The 15,277-nt window shown below is 45.2% G+C and carries 11 protein-coding genes and 1 pseudogene; 11 read left to right on the top strand and 1 reads right to left on the bottom strand.

Annotated elements, in window-relative coordinates; genetic code table 11:
- From ACQEXS_RS20825 to rpoC, 9 genes and pseudogenes are all read left to right on the top strand, one after another.
- Positions 1-96: pseudogene (locus ACQEXS_RS20825) on the top strand (elongation factor Tu); the annotation flags it as partial.
- A 278-nt stretch (positions 97-374) separates the two neighbouring features.
- Positions 375-755 carry a preprotein translocase subunit SecE gene (gene secE / locus ACQEXS_RS20820; protein WP_367987457.1) on the top strand — a complete coding sequence of 127 codons (381 nt, stop codon included), beginning with the start codon at positions 375-377 and terminating at the stop codon, positions 753-755.
- Between the two features lie 13 nt (positions 756-768).
- Positions 769-1,317: a transcription termination/antitermination protein NusG gene (gene nusG / locus ACQEXS_RS20815; protein ID WP_005384681.1), complete on the top strand. Its 549-nt coding sequence runs from the start codon at positions 769-771 to the stop codon at positions 1,315-1,317.
- Between the two features lie 141 nt (positions 1,318-1,458).
- On the top strand, positions 1,459-1,887 hold the full coding sequence (rplK, locus tag ACQEXS_RS20810; RefSeq protein WP_367987456.1) for a 50S ribosomal protein L11: 429 nt from the start codon (positions 1,459-1,461) through the stop codon (positions 1,885-1,887).
- Between the two features lie 4 nt (positions 1,888-1,891).
- Positions 1,892-2,593, top strand: coding sequence for a 50S ribosomal protein L1 (gene rplA / locus ACQEXS_RS20805; RefSeq protein WP_006878400.1), 702 nt, complete (start codon positions 1,892-1,894; stop codon positions 2,591-2,593).
- A gap of 291 nt (positions 2,594-2,884) precedes the next feature.
- A complete protein-coding gene (gene rplJ / locus ACQEXS_RS20800; RefSeq protein ID WP_367987455.1) occupies positions 2,885-3,379 on the top strand; it encodes a 50S ribosomal protein L10 in 495 nt (164 codons plus the stop codon).
- Between the two features lie 57 nt (positions 3,380-3,436).
- Entirely contained in the window at positions 3,437-3,805 is a 369-nt protein-coding gene (rplL, locus tag ACQEXS_RS20795; RefSeq protein ID WP_367987454.1) for a 50S ribosomal protein L7/L12, read from the top strand.
- A gap of 249 nt (positions 3,806-4,054) precedes the next feature.
- Complete coding sequence (gene rpoB / locus ACQEXS_RS20790) at positions 4,055-8,083, top strand: DNA-directed RNA polymerase subunit beta (RefSeq protein WP_427015056.1); 4,029 nt, start codon at positions 4,055-4,057, stop codon at positions 8,081-8,083.
- A gap of 105 nt (positions 8,084-8,188) precedes the next feature.
- Positions 8,189-12,391 carry a DNA-directed RNA polymerase subunit beta' gene (rpoC, locus tag ACQEXS_RS20785; RefSeq protein ID WP_367987452.1) on the top strand — a complete coding sequence of 1,401 codons (4,203 nt, stop codon included), beginning with the start codon at positions 8,189-8,191 and terminating at the stop codon, positions 12,389-12,391.
- A 99-nt stretch (positions 12,392-12,490) separates the two neighbouring features.
- Here rpoC and rsd read toward each other — a convergent pair whose 3' ends face one another.
- Positions 12,491-12,985: a sigma D regulator gene (gene rsd / locus ACQEXS_RS20780; RefSeq protein WP_367987451.1), complete on the bottom strand. Its 495-nt coding sequence runs from the start codon at positions 12,983-12,985 to the stop codon at positions 12,491-12,493.
- Between the two features lie 179 nt (positions 12,986-13,164).
- On the opposite strand from rsd, the gene nudC reads away from it, so the two are divergent.
- On the top strand, positions 13,165-13,992 hold the full coding sequence (gene nudC / locus ACQEXS_RS20775) for an NAD(+) diphosphatase (RefSeq protein WP_367987450.1): 828 nt from the start codon (positions 13,165-13,167) through the stop codon (positions 13,990-13,992).
- 205 nt (positions 13,993-14,197) lie between these two features.
- A complete protein-coding gene (gene hemE, locus ACQEXS_RS20770) occupies positions 14,198-15,265 on the top strand; it encodes a uroporphyrinogen decarboxylase (RefSeq protein ID WP_427015055.1) in 1,068 nt (355 codons plus the stop codon).
- The last annotated feature ends 12 nt before the right edge of the window (positions 15,266-15,277 follow it).

Raw genomic sequence — 15,277 nt, 5'->3', positions numbered from 1 at the left:
ATCGCACCAATCGCGATGGACGAAGGTCTACGTTTCGCGATCCGTGAAGGTGGCCGTACAGTTGGTGCTGGTGTTGTTGCTAAAATCTTCGAATAATTCCTCGGAATTGCTGAAGATGTCGGAAAAATCTTTGAATAAGATTTGACGAACCAGTAGCAAAAAGGGCATCATTTGATGCCCTTTTTCTGCACTAAATTTTGATGTTTGCTTTTTTCTTATCCAGGCAAGCATTAAGCAGGATTTTTTTGAATTGGATTTCGGTCTGAATCAATAAAAGAGTACACCAAAATCAATTTTCGTTTGGTGTTTATGGATTTGCCCTGCAACAGCGGGGTTGTTGTCGTCTATATTAAGACTTGTGACAGGTTGGTTTTATGAAAGCAAATAATGCTGAAACTCCTGAAAGCTCAAATGGCGCAGATATCTTTAAGTGGATTGTCACTTTCGTTCTGCTAGCTGCCGCTGTTGTGGGTAATTACCTGTATGGTGAGATGTCTGTAGTGGTTCGCGCTGCAGCGGTTGTTGTTCTTATCGCTGTAGCACTTGGTGTTGCAGCTACAACAACGAAAGGTAAAGCTGCGATCAGCTTTGCTAAAGAATCCCGTATGGAAGTTCGCAAAGTGGTTTGGCCTACTCGCCAAGAAACTATGCAAACAACTCTGATCGTTTTGGCTGTAAGTATTGTAATGGCTCTAGCGCTTTGGGGCATTGACGGCATCATGGTTCGTCTTGTCGCTCTAGCGACTGGGGTATAGAGGGTTTTAATTCATGAGTGAAGCTCCAAAAAAACGCTGGTATGTGGTTCAAGCCTTCTCTGGATTTGAAGGCCGTGTCGCTCAGTCTCTTCGCGAGCATATCAAAATGCACGGCATGGAAGAGCTGTTTGGTGAAGTACTGGTTCCTACTGAAGAAGTAGTGGAAATGCGTGCAGGTCAACGCCGCAAATCTGAGCGTAAGTTCTTCCCAGGATACGTTCTAGTTCAGATGATTATGAACGATGAATCATGGCACCTAGTACGCAGCGTGCCGCGTGTCATGGGCTTCATTGGTGGTACCTCAGATCGTCCTGCACCTATCACTGACAAAGAAGCTGACGCAATTCTTAACCGTCTTGAGAAAGCTAGTGAAGCACCACGCCCACGTACTATGTACGAAGCGGGTGAAGTGGTACGTGTTAACGAAGGCCCATTTGCTGACTTTAACGGTACTGTTGAAGAAGTGGATTACGAAAAGAGCCGCCTGAAAGTGTCTGTATCGATCTTTGGTCGTGCAACACCAGTTGAGCTTGAGTTTGGTCAGGTTGAAAAACTTGATTAAAAAAACACCTTTATAGGGTTGTTTAAGGCGCGAATTATGTCTATAATTTCGCGCCTTTTTACTTCTCTCGAAGTAAAAAGTTTTTAAATAACGGGGAGCTGATCGAGTGATTAGCGTCTGAACCCAAAATTAGGAAAAATCATGGCTAAGAAAGTTGAAGCTTATATCAAGCTACAAGTTGCTGCTGGTATGGCAAACCCAAGTCCACCAGTTGGTCCTGCACTAGGTCAGCACGGTGTAAACATCATGGAATTCTGTAAAGCGTTCAACGCGAAAACAGAATCTATTGAGAAAGGTCTACCAACTCCAGTTGTTATCACTGTATACAACGACCGTTCTTTCACGTTCATCACTAAGACTCCACCTGCTGCTGTTCTTCTGAAGAAAGCTGCTGGCGTTAAGTCTGGTTCTGGTCGTCCAAACACTGAAAAAGTGGGTACAGTAACTGACGCTCAAATCCAAGAAATCGCAGAAACTAAAGCTGCTGATTTGACTGGTGCTGACATCGAAGCAATGAAGCGTTCAATCGCTGGTACTGCTCGTTCAATGGGCCTAGTGGTAGAGGGTTAATAAGATGGCTAAACTAACTAAGCGCATGCGCGTAATCCGCGAAAAAGTTGACGTAACTAAAGAATACGAAATCAACGAAGCTGTAGCTCTTCTTCAAGAACTAGCGACTGCTAAATTCGTAGAGTCTGTTGACGTTGCTGTTAACCTAGGCATCGATGCTCGTAAATCTGACCAGAACGTACGTGGTGCAACTGTACTACCTCACGGTACTGGCCGCGAAATCCGCGTTGCAGTGTTCACTCAAGGTGCAAACGCTGAAGCAGCTAAAGAAGCTGGCGCAGACATCGTTGGTATGGAAGATCTTGCTGAGCAAGTGAAGAAAGGCGAAATGAACTTCGACGTAGTTGTTGCTTCTCCAGATGCAATGCGCGTTGTAGGTCAACTAGGTACTATCCTAGGTCCTCGCGGTCTAATGCCAAACCCTAAAGTTGGTACTGTAACTCCTAACGTTGCTGAAGCAGTTAAAAACGCTAAAGCTGGTCAGGTTCGTTACCGTAACGACAAAAACGGCATCATCCACACTACAATTGGTAAAGCAAACTTCTCTGCTGAGCAGATCAAAGAGAACCTAGAAGCGCTTCTAGTTGCTCTGAAGAAAGCTAAGCCATCTTCTGCTAAAGGTACATTCCTGCAGAAAGTAAGCATCTCTACTACTATGGGTGCTGGTGTTGCTGTTGATCAGGGTAGCCTGAACACTCAAGCTTAATATATTTGCTTAGGCGTGAAATTTGTGTATAATTTCGCGCCTAATATTTGTGGTTGGGGCTGATCTTTACTTTATGGTGATAGGATCACTTATTAGCATAATTTAAGACCCAGTCTCCGTCCAAGACCGTAGGTGTTTATTTTAAATAGACTTAATTTTCCTACGTAGATGGTGCCCGAACTGACAGAAAGCTCTATGTAAATAGTTAACTTTCTTCTGGGAAGCACCTCAATAACTCTCACTGTCGTGATGATAGTGAGTGGTGTAACGACAACCAGGAGTAAATCCAAGATGGCTTTAAACCTTCAAGACAAAAAAGCAATTGTTGCTGAAGTCAACGAAGCTGCCAGTGGTGCACTTTCTGCAGTTGTAGCTGATTCTCGTGGCGTAGAAGTGGGCGCGATGACTTCACTACGTAAACAAGCTCGCGAAGCGGGTGTTTACGTACGAGTTGTTCGTAACACACTTATGCGTCGTGCGGTTGAAGGTACAGACTACGAGTGTCTAAAAGAGACATTTACTGGTCCTACTCTAATCGCGTTCTCAAACGAGCACCCAGGTGCTGCAGCGCGTCTTTTCAAAGACTTCGCTAAAGAGAACAAAGACTTCGAGATCAAAGCTGCTGCATTTGAAGGCGCGCTAACTGACGCTGAAGTACTAGCGACACTACCAACTTACGACGAAGCTATCGCACGCCTAATGATGTGCATGAAAGAAGCTTCTGCAGGCAAGCTGGTACGTACTATCGCTGCACTACGCGACCAAAAAGAAGAAGCTGCTGCTTAAGCCTTGCTTTTCACTGGTTGCTATTTAAACTTATTGTTGATTTAAAAGAGAATTGTTATGTCTATCACTAACGAGCAAATCCTAGATGCAGTTGCAGAAATGTCTGTAATGCAAGTTGTTGAACTAATCGAAGCAATGGAAGAGAAATTCGGTGTTTCTGCTGCTGCTGCTGTTGTAGCTGGCGGCGCTGCTGCAGGCGAAGCTGCTGCTGAGCAAACTGAATTCGACGTAATCCTAGAATCTGCTGGCGGTAACAAAGTTGCTGTAATCAAAGCAGTACGTGGCGCAACTGGCCTAGGTCTTAAAGAAGCTAAAGCTCTTGTAGACGGTGCTCCTGCTCCTCTGAAAGAAGGCATCGAGAAAGATGAAGCTGAAGCTCTTAAAGCTCAGCTAGAAGAAGCTGGTGCAACTGTTGCTGTTAAGTAATTATTGCATAGTTTCTTAGCCTAACGGCTAATGGCTGGTGGTTTTGTAACCACCGGCCTTTTTGCGCTGTAGGGTATAGGCGAATTTTCCCGCTGTTTAAGCGTCTTTACCTGAGCAAAATACATTTCATTTCATCGTAATGAAATGTCACTACAGTAAACAGCTATTTAGTCACTGTCCCTTACCCCCCTTAAGTAACTAGGTGTGGGCGGACAGTTTGGGTCACTTATCAGCGAGCTGAGGAACCCCATGGTTTACTCTTATACCGAGAAAAAGCGCATCCGTAAGGACTTTGGTACTCGTCCACAAGTTTTGGACATTCCATACCTGCTATCGATCCAGCTCGATTCGTTCGAAAAGTTCATCGAACAGGATCCTGAAGGGCAATACGGTCTTGAGGCTGCTTTCCGTTCTGTATTCCCGATTCAGAGCTACAACGGCAATTCCGAGCTGCAATACGTTAGCTACCGTCTTGGTGAGCCAGTTTTTGACGTTAAAGAATGTCAAATCCGCGGTGTTACATATTCAAAACCACTACGCGTTAAATTACGCTTGGTTATTTTTGATAAAGACGCGCCAGCAGGTACTGTAAAAGACATTAAAGAACAAGAAGTCTACATGGGTGAGATTCCACTCATGACAGACAATGGTACCTTCGTAATCAATGGTACCGAGAGGGTTATCGTATCCCAGCTGCACAGAAGCCCAGGCGTTTTCTTCGACAGCGATAAGGGTAAGACCCACTCATCAGGTAAAGTTCTATATAACGCACGTATCATTCCTTACCGTGGTTCATGGTTAGACTTTGAGTTTGATCCTAAGGACAATCTATACGTACGTATTGACCGCCGTCGTAAGCTACCAGCATCTATCATTCTTCGCGCACTTGGTAAGACGACAGAAGAGATTCTGGATATCTTCTTCGAGAAGGTGAACTTCGAAGTAAAAGATCAAACTCTACTCATGGAGCTTGTTCCTGATCGTCTACGTGGTGAAACTGCGTCATTCGATATCGAAGCTAATGGAAAAACTTACGTTGAAACTGGTCGTCGTGTAACTGCACGCCACATCCGTCAACTTGAAAAAGATGGCGTTGATCATATCGAAGTACCAGTTGAGTACATCGTAGGTAAAGTTGCATCGAAAGATTACATCAACGAAGCGACTGGTGAGATTATTGTTGGTGCAAACCAAGAAATCAGCCTTGAAGCATTAGCGAACCTTTCGCAAGCTGGCCACAAAGCTCTGGAAGTTCTATTTACGAACGATCTAGACCACGGTCCATTCATGTCAGAAACTCTACGTATTGACAGCACTGTTGATCGTATTTCTGCATTGGTAGAAATCTACCGCATGATGCGCCCTGGTGAGCCACCAACAAAAGAAGCTGCTGAAGCACTATTCGAAAGCCTATTCTTCTCTGAAGAGCGTTACGATCTATCGACTGTTGGTCGTATGAAGTTTAACAGCTCTATCGAACGTGAAGATGCTCAAGAGCAAGGCACACTTGACGAAACTGATATCGTTGAAGTGATGAAGAAGCTTATCGCTATCCGTAACGGCATCGGTGAAGTGGACGATATCGACCACTTAGGTAACCGTCGTATCCGCAGCGTTGGCGAAATGGCAGAAAACCAATTCCGCGTTGGTCTAGTACGTGTTGAACGTGCTGTTAAAGAGCGTCTAAGCCTTGGTGACCTTGATGCAATCATGCCTCAAGATCTAATCAACGCTAAGCCGATCTCTGCTGCGGTTAAAGAATTCTTTGGCTCTTCACAGCTTTCACAGTTCATGGACCAAAACAACCCGTTATCAGAAGTTACGCATAAGCGTCGTATCTCTGCATTGGGTCCTGGCGGTCTTACTCGTGAACGTGCTGGCTTCGAAGTACGTGACGTACACGTAACTCACTACGGTCGTCTATGTCCTATCGAAACGCCTGAAGGTCCAAACATCGGTCTGATTAACTCTCTATCTGCGTTTGCGCGTTGTAACGAGTACGGTTTCCTAGAGACTCCATACCGTCGTGTTGTAGATGGCGTAGTAACAGACGAAGTAGATTACCTATCTGCTATTCAGGAAGGTCAGTACGTTATCGCTCAGGCGAACACTGTTCTTACTGAAGAAGGCACATTCTCTGAAGAACTAATCACTGCTCGTCAGAAAGGTGAATCTGGCCTACACCCACGCGAACATGTTGACTACATGGACGTTGCAACTAACCAGGTTGTATCTATTGCTGCATCGCTTATCCCGTTCTTAGAACACGATGATGCGAACCGTGCATTGATGGGTGCCAACATGCAACGTCAGGCAGTTCCAACACTTAAGGCTGACAAGCCTCTAGTTGGTACTGGTATTGAGCGTAACATCGCCGTTGACTCTGGTGTTACAGCGGTAGCGAAACGTGGTGGTGTAATCCAGTCTGTAGATGCTTCTCGTATCGTTGTTAAAGTTAACGAAGACGAGCTGATCCCTGGTGAAGCGGGTATCGATATCTACAACCTAACTAAATACACTCGTTCTAACCAAAATACGTGTATCAACCAGCGTCCATGTGTGATGCCGGGTGAACCTGTAGCGCGTGGTGACGTTCTTGCTGATGGTCCTTCAACAGACCTTGGTGAGCTTGCGCTTGGTCAGAACATGCGTATCGCATTCATGCCTTGGAACGGCTACAACTTCGAAGACTCGATCTTAGTATCTGAGCGCGTAGTTCAAGAAGACCGTTTCACGACGATCCACATTCAAGAGCTATCTTGTGTGGCGCGTGATACTAAGCTTGGTGCTGAAGAAATCACAGCTGACATTCCAAACGTAGGTGAGTCTGCTCTGTCTAAACTAGACGAGTCAGGTATCGTTTACATCGGTGCGGAAGTGAAAGGCGGTGACATCCTTGTAGGTAAAGTAACGCCTAAAGGTGAAACTCAGCTCACTCCTGAAGAGAAGCTACTACGTGCTATCTTTGGTGAGAAAGCGTCAGATGTTAAAGATACGTCTCTACGCGTGCCAAATTCTGTTTCAGGTACGATCATCGATGTTCAAGTATTTACTCGTGACGGTGTTGAAAAAGACAAACGTGCACTTGAAATTGAACAGATGCAGCTTAAAGAAGCGAAGAAAGACCTTACTGAAGAATTCCAGATTCTTGAGGGTGGCCTTCTAAACCGTGTTAAAGCTGTACTAATCGACGGTGGCTACACTGAAGCGAAACTAGATGCTATCGATCGTAAGAAATGGCTAGAACTAACGCTTGAAAACGATGCTCAACAGACTCAGCTAGAGCAACTAGCAGAGCAGTATGATGAGCTACGTGCAGACTTCGATAAGAAATTCGAAACTAAGCGTCGCAAGATCACACAAGGTGATGATCTAGCTCCTGGCGTACTGAAGATCGTGAAAGTTTACCTAGCGGTTAAACGTCGCATCCAGCCTGGTGATAAGATGGCGGGTCGTCACGGTAACAAGGGTGTAATCTCTAAGATCAACCCTGTTGAAGACATGCCTTACGACGAAAAAGGTCAGCCTGTAGACATCGTACTTAACCCACTGGGTGTACCTTCGCGTATGAACATCGGTCAGATCCTAGAAGTACACTTAGGTCTGGCAGCGAAAGGTATCGGTGACAAGATCAACCAGATGGTGAAAGAGCAGCAAGAGCTAGCTAGGTTCCGTGACTTCCTACAGAAGGTTTACGATCTTGGTGAGACACGTCAGAAAGTAGACGTTGCGTCTCTATCTGATGATGAAGTTCGTACGCTGATCAAAAACCTACGTGGCGGTCTACCGATCGCGACTCCAGTATTTGATGGTGCTTCTGAACAATCAATCAAAGAGCTATTGAAACTAGGTGACCTACCAGAGTCTGGTCAGCTAACGCTGTTTGATGGTCGCACAGGTGATGCGTTTGAGCGTCCTGTAACTGTTGGTTACATGTACATGCTGAAACTGAACCACCTTGTTGATGACAAGATGCACGCTCGTTCAACTGGTTCGTACAGCCTAGTAACTCAGCAACCACTTGGTGGTAAAGCTCAGTTCGGTGGTCAGCGTTTTGGTGAGATGGAAGTATGGGCACTAGAAGCATACGGTGCTGCTTACACGCTTCAAGAAATGCTAACAGTTAAGTCGGATGACGTTAACGGCCGTACTAAGATGTATAAGAACATCGTAGATGGCAACCACAGCATGGAACCTGGCATGCCAGAATCGTTCAACGTATTGTTGAAAGAGATCCGCTCGCTAGGTATCAACATCGAGCTAGAAGACGAAGAGTAATCTCTTTCTCTCTTGACTAAGGTCGAGGGAATCAAAGGCGATTATTTGGTAGAAGGTGCTCACTTTTGCGGGTGAGCTCCTTTTAACTCCTTACAGGAGCTGATTGTGAAAGACTTATTAAACTTTCTAAAAGCACAGCATAAGACCGAAGAATTTGATGCAATCAAAATCGGTCTATCTTCACCAGACATGATTCGTTCATGGTCTTTCGGTGAAGTTAAAAAACCTGAAACGATCAACTATCGTACGTTCAAACCTGAGCGCGATGGTCTGTTCTGTGCGCGTATCTTTGGTCCAGTTAAAGACTACGAATGTCTTTGTGGTAAGTACAAGCGCCTGAAACACCGTGGTGTTATCTGTGAGAAGTGTGGTGTAGAAGTTACACAGACTAAAGTTCGTCGTGACCGTATGGGCCACATCGAGCTTGCTTCACCAGTGGCTCACATCTGGTTCCTAAAATCGCTACCGTCTCGTATCGGTCTACTGATGGATATCCCTCTACGTGATATCGAACGTGTTCTTTACTTCGAAATGTACGTAGTAACTGAACCAGGTATGACAGATCTAGAAAAAGGTCAGATGCTAACTGAAGAAGAGTATCTAGACCGTTTAGAAGAGTGGGGCGACGAGTTCACCGCTAAGATGGGTGCAGAGGCAATCAAGGATCTTCTAGGTTCTATGGATCTGCACGCAGAAACTGAACAAATGCGTGAAGAACTAGAGTCTACAAACTCTGAAACTAAGCGCAAGAAAGTAACTAAGCGCCTTAAGCTGGTAGAAGCGTTCATCGCATCTGGCAACAACCCAGAGTGGATGATCCTAACTGTACTTCCAGTTCTTCCGCCAGATCTACGTCCTCTAGTACCACTAGATGGCGGCCGCTTTGCGACTTCTGATCTGAACGATCTATACCGTCGTGTGATCAACCGTAACAACCGTTTGAAGCGTCTTCTAGAGCTAGCTGCTCCGGACATCATCGTACGTAACGAAAAACGTATGCTGCAAGAGTCTGTTGATGCGCTACTAGATAACGGTCGTCGTGGTCGTGCGATCACAGGTTCGAACAAGCGTCCTCTGAAATCTCTTGCTGATATGATCAAGGGTAAACAAGGTCGTTTCCGTCAAAACCTTCTAGGTAAACGTGTAGACTACTCTGGCCGTTCTGTAATTACAGTAGGTCCATACCTTCGTCTACACCAGTGTGGTCTTCCTAAGAAGATGGCACTTGAGCTATTCAAACCATTTATCTACAGCAAGCTAGAGACTCGTGGTCTTGCGACGACAATCAAAGCTGCTAAGAAAATGGTAGAGCGTGAAGAAGCGGTAGTTTGGGATATCCTAGACGAAGTAATCCGTGAACACCCAGTACTATTGAACCGTGCACCTACACTTCACCGTCTAGGTATCCAGGCTTTCGAACCAGTACTAATCGAAGGTAAAGCGATTCAGCTACACCCACTAGTGTGTGCGGCGTATAACGCGGACTTCGATGGTGACCAAATGGCGGTTCACGTACCTCTAACTCTAGAGGCACAGCTTGAAGCGCGTACCCTGATGATGTCGACAAACAACATTCTGTCGCCAGCGTCTGGTGACCCGATCATCGTACCTTCTCAGGACGTTGTATTGGGCTTGTACTACATGACTCGTGAAAAGATCAACGTTAAAGGTGAAGGTATGTACCTTGCTGGACCAGCAGAGGCTGAGAAAGCATACCGCACTAAACAAGCTGAACTTCATGCACGCGTTAAAGTACGTATTACAGAAACTGTTGTAGATGAAGATGGCAACAGCACAACTGAGACTAAGATGGTTGATACAACTATCGGTCGTGCAATGCTATGGCAAATCGTGCCAGCTGGTCTACCGTACAGCATCGTTAACCAAAAGCTAGGTAAGAAGCAAATCTCTAACCTGCTAAACGAGGCGTACCGTAAACTGGGTCTGAAAGACACGGTAATCTTCGCTGACCAAATCATGTACACAGGTTTCGCATACGCAGCACTATCTGGTGTGTCTGTTGGTATCGACGATATGGTTGTACCACCTGCGAAATACACTGAGATTTCTGAAGCGGAAGAAGAAGTTCGCGAGATTCAAGAACAGTACCAATCTGGTCTTGTAACCGCGGGTGAGCGCTACAACAAAGTGATCGATATCTGGGCATCGACCAACGATCGCGTTGCAAAAGCGATGATGGAGAACCTTTCATCTGAGACGGTAATTAACCGTGATGGTGAAGAAGAGCAGCAAGAGTCATTTAACAGCATCTATATGATGGCTGACTCAGGTGCTCGTGGTTCTGCAGCCCAGATTCGTCAGCTTGCAGGTATGCGTGGTCTGATGGCACGTCCAGATGGTTCAATCATCGAAACGCCGATCACTGCGAACTTTAAAGAAGGTCTAAACGTACTTCAGTACTTTATCTCAACGCACGGTGCTCGTAAGGGTCTTGCGGATACGGCACTGAAAACAGCGAACTCGGGTTACCTAACTCGTCGTCTAGTAGACGTTGCTCAAGACGTTGTTGTAACTGAACATGACTGTGGCACTCATGAGGGTGTTGACATGATGCCTCACATCGAGGGTGGTGATGTTAAAGTTGCACTAACTGAGCTAGCGCTGGGCCGTGTAGTTGCTGAAGACGTTCTTAAGCCAGGTACTGAAGATGTTCTGATCCCACGTAACACTCTAATTGATGAGAAGTGGTGTCAGATCATGGAAGAGAACTCAGTAGACAGCATGAAAGTGCGCTCTGTGGTTACTTGTGATTCTGACTTCGGTTGTTGTGCACAGTGTTATGGTCGTGACCTAGCACGTGGTCACCTAGTAAACCAAGGTGAAGCAGTAGGCGTTATCGCTGCTCAGTCAATCGGTGAACCAGGTACACAGCTTACGATGCGTACGTTCCACATCGGTGGTGCGGCATCTACTGCAGCAGCAGAGAACAGCATCCAAGCTAAGAACACAGGTTCTGTGAAGCTACACAACGCGAAGTTCGTAACGAACAAAGACGGTAAGCTAGTTATCACTTCTCGTGCATCTGAACTAACCATCATCGATGAGTTCGGCCGTACGAAAGAGAAACACAAACTGCCATACGGTTCTCTACTGTCTAAAGGCGATAACGACGCAGTTGAAGCTGGTGAAACAGTGGCTAACTGGGAAGCGCACACCATGCCAATCATCACTGAAGTGGCAGGTCGTATCCAGTTTGTAGATATGATCGATGGTGTAACCGTTTCTCGTCAAACAGATGACCTAACTGGCCTTTCTTCAAGTGAAGTAACTGACGCTGCGGCTCGTCCATCGGCAGGTAAAGATATGCGTCCAGCTATCAAACTTGTTGATGCAGCGGGTAACGATGTAATGATCCCTGGTACTGAAATGCCAGCTCACTACTTCCTACCAGGCAAAGCGATCGTGAACATTGAAGATGGCGCAGAAGTAGGCGTGGGTGACACGTTAGCACGTATTCCACAGAAATCTGGCGGTAACAAAGATATCACCGGTGGTCTACCTCGCGTTGCGGACCTATTCGAAGCACGTAAGCCCAAAGAGCCAGCAATCCTTGCTGAGCACACTGGTACAGTGAGCTTTGGTAAAGAGACAAAAGGTAAGCGTCGTCTAGTTATCACTCGCGAAAGCGGTGAAGCTTATGAAGAGATGATTCCTAAACATCGCCAGCTAAACGTATTTGAAGGTGAGAAAGTGGAACGTGGTGATGTGATCGCCGACGGTCCAGAATCTCCACATGACATCCTTCGTCTACGTGGTGTACACGCAGTAACACAATACATCGCGAACGAAGTTCAAGAAGTATACCGTTTACAAGGCGTTAAGATTAACGATAAGCACATTGAGACTATCGTTCGTCAAATGCTACGTAAGTGTACTATCACACATGCCGGTGACTCAGAGTTCTTACCTGGTGAGCAAGTAGAATATGCAAATGTTAAAATTGCAAACCGTCTACTTGAAGCAGAAGGTAAAGAGCCTGCACGTTTTGAACGTGAGCTATTAGGTATTACTAAGGCATCTCTAGCAACTGAGTCGTTTATTTCTGCGGCATCGTTCCAAGAGACAACTCGCGTACTAACGGAAGCGGCAGTTTCTGGTAAACGTGATGATCTACGTGGCCTGAAAGAAAACGTAATTGTAGGTCGTTTGATTCCTGCAGGTACTGGTTTTGCGTATCACCAAGATCGCCAAGCTAAGCGTGATCAAGAGCAAGAAGGTCCATCTGCTGAACAAGCGACGGATAACCTAGCAGCACTTCTAAACGCTGGTTTCTCTTCGGAAGAATAATCGTTCCGAGTAAAATAATAAAAGGCACCGAAAGGTGCCTTTTTTGTATTCTCTTTTGAGATGTTTAAAGCTAATAGCGAGCACTAAGCGAAAGTATTACTAAGCTCCGGGAGGGACTGCGAGACTATCGGCGATTTGCTGAATTAATTCGTCCTCAACTTCAAAACGTACTTCTATGATCTCGCCAATCAAAGATAAGTTACTATCAAAATCACTTAAGTTGTCATCTTCAGCAATAGAGGCATATTTATCCGTGAAATTGAGTAGAGGCTCTGTTGTAAGAACGATCTTGCCATAGGTTTGGTTGATTTCATCGGTTGCTTCAAACCCAGTCGCGCGCCATTTATCCATGACCATGTCGTAGATCTTAAAATGTCCCTCTGATATATAATCGACAAGGTGTTGGCAGAATGACTGAAGTTCAGTCGCGGAAGGGAGTTTAGCAAGAGAAGGCTTTGTAGAGCAGGGCTGAAGATCAGCAAGCTTACAGTATTCGACGATTAATAATTGCCGTTTTTCTAGCCAATGATCGATGACTTCACTAGAGCCACCCCACTGTTCTTGCGTTTGTTTGAATTTATTTAGCATGACCATGCCCTCATGATCGGATCACATCTCCGGTGATCATTAAGCCTTGCTTGGCAAAGCGTTCTTAAAGGTATAAACCTTAGTCCTTACAGTAATTTATAGTCTGAATATTTCGTGACTACAAACTCTAGTATGAAATTAGATTGCCAGTAAAATAACGACACTGCAAGCAATGAGGATTAAACATGTCGAAGAAAGGTGAACTAAACCAAATAGAAAAAGCCTACTGGTGTGTTGTTTCAGGAAGTAACATTTTTTTGCAAGATCAGCAGCTGCCATTTGGAGCAGGGGAGAAGTATGGTTTTGAAAATGTTGATGCCATACAAATTGGAACTTACAACACATTCCCGGTAATGTGGCTCAACGAAAGTGATTTAGTTGGCAATTTAGAATTCACTTCATTGCGCGACTGCTTACACTTTCCAGAAGAGTTATATCTGTTACTCAGTCGTGCGGTACAGTATGGTCATATGTATCAATCAATTCGTTTTTGCCCACAATGCGGTGGTCGCACACACTTGAACATCAATCAACTTGCGATGCAGTGCTCCGATTGTCGCGCACTACATTATCCGAGAGTATTTCCTTGTATTATTGTTGCGGTGCGCAATGAGAACCAAATATTGTTGGCGCAACACCCTCGTCACAGAAATGGAATGTATACCGTAATCGCCGGTTTTGTCGAGGTAGGAGAGACGTTGGAACAATGTGTAGAACGAGAAGTTTTTGAAGAAACGGGAATCCGAGTTAAGAACATTCGATATTACGGTAGCCAACCATGGGCCTTTCCAAGTAGCTTGATGGCTGCCTTTTTTGCGGATTATGAGTCGGGAAATATTAAGCCAGATTATACTGAACTCAGTGACGCAGGCTGGTTCTCTCCTGAAAATATGCCAGAGGTGGCTCCTAAAGGAACAATTGCACGTCAGTTGATTGATCAAACTGTATTAGAAATTGTAGAGAGCAAAAAAAACCCTCCAATGAAGGAGGGGGTAAGTAAGATGTCGTTATGAGATGCTGAGTCTCAAGTACTCAGTATTGTAATTGTAGTTTTCGCTAGCAAACAAATTTTTAACACTGTTATTGTGTACTGGCAAACGAACTGTTCATCTAAAAGTTAATAACTTGATCCAGGTTGCAAAGCACGCAGCTTTTGAGATGGAAACAGTGTTAGAATACGAGCGAAATAAATGAAGTTAATTGAATTGGAATAACGGAATGACAGAATTAAAAAATGATCGTTATCTGCGCGCATTACTTAAAGAATCAGTAGACTACACACCTGTATGGATGATGCGTCAGGCTGGTCGTTATTTACCTGAGTATAAAGCCACACGTGCGCAAGCTGGCGACTTTATGTCTTTATGTAAAAATGCAGAACTTGCATCTGAAGTGACGCTTCAGCCATTGCGCCGTTTTCCTCTTGATGCAGCCATTTTATTTTCTGACATTCTAACGATTCCAGATGCAATGGGGCTTGGTCTACGTTTTGCAGCTGGTGAAGGCCCAGTGTTTGATAATCCAATTACCTGCAAAGCAGACGTAGAGAAAATCGGTCTGCCGGATCCTGAAGGTGAGCTGCAATATGTAATGAATGCAGTACGTCAGATCCGCAAAGATTTGAATGGTGATGTTCCACTGATTGGCTTCTCTGGCAGCCCTTGGACACTAGCAACTTACATGGTGGAAGGTGGCAGTTCAAAAGCATTCACTAAGATCAAGAAGATGATGTATGCAGAACCACAAATGCTGCACCTTCTGCTAGATAAACTGGCAGACAGCGTTATTGAATACCTAAACGCGCAAATTAAAGCGGGTGCGCAGTCTGTAATGGTGTTTGATACATGGGGAGGCGTTCTTACTCCACGTGATTACAACCTATTTTCACTTCAGTACATGCACAAGATTGTTGATGGTCTGATCCGTGAAAATGATGGTCGCCGTGTACCGGTGACACTATTTACGAAGAATGGTGGTATGTGGCTTGAACAAATCGCAGCTACTGGCTGTGACGCAGTGGGTCTGGACTGGACAATCAACATTGCAGACGCGAAAGCACGTATTGGTGATAAAGTGGCACTTCAAGGCAACATGGATCCATCAATGCTATATGCATCTCCTGACCGTATCCGAGAGGAAGTATCAAGTATCCTTGAGGGATTTGGTGATGCTGGTACTGGCCATGTATTCAACCTAGGTCACGGTATCCACCTAGATGTGCCGCCTGAAAATGCGGGTGTGTTTGTTGAAGCAGTACACGAACTCTCTAAGCCGTATCATAAATAACAAACTAATTAA

Origin of the sequence: Vibrio sp. TRT 17S01, assembly GCF_050113695.1 — a bacterium.
In the GTDB taxonomy this organism is placed as follows: Bacteria; Pseudomonadota; Gammaproteobacteria; order Enterobacterales; family Vibrionaceae; genus Vibrio.
Note: the sequence above shows the minus strand (reverse complement) of the source record. Positions and strands in the feature narration are given on the sequence as shown.

Bases quoted from the DNA above. Each gene is read 5' to 3' on its own strand.
- nudC (WP_367987450.1), top strand. From the start codon at position 13,165: ATGTCGAAGAAAGGTGAACTAAACCAAATAGAAAAAGCCTACTGGTGT.
- rplA (WP_006878400.1), top strand. From the start codon at position 1,892: ATGGCTAAACTAACTAAGCGCATGCGCGTAATCCGCGAAAAAGTTGAC.
- rplL (WP_367987454.1), top strand. From the start codon at position 3,437: ATGTCTATCACTAACGAGCAAATCCTAGATGCAGTTGCAGAAATGTCT.
- hemE (WP_427015055.1), top strand. From the start codon at position 14,198: ATGACAGAATTAAAAAATGATCGTTATCTGCGCGCATTACTTAAAGAA.
- rpoB (WP_427015056.1), top strand. From the start codon at position 4,055: ATGGTTTACTCTTATACCGAGAAAAAGCGCATCCGTAAGGACTTTGGT.
- nusG (WP_005384681.1), top strand. From the start codon at position 769: ATGAGTGAAGCTCCAAAAAAACGCTGGTATGTGGTTCAAGCCTTCTCT.
- secE (WP_367987457.1), top strand. From the start codon at position 375: ATGAAAGCAAATAATGCTGAAACTCCTGAAAGCTCAAATGGCGCAGAT.
- rsd (WP_367987451.1), bottom strand. From the start codon at position 12,985: ATGGTCATGCTAAATAAATTCAAACAAACGCAAGAACAGTGGGGTGGC.
- rplJ (WP_367987455.1), top strand. From the start codon at position 2,885: ATGGCTTTAAACCTTCAAGACAAAAAAGCAATTGTTGCTGAAGTCAAC.
- rplK (WP_367987456.1), top strand. From the start codon at position 1,459: ATGGCTAAGAAAGTTGAAGCTTATATCAAGCTACAAGTTGCTGCTGGT.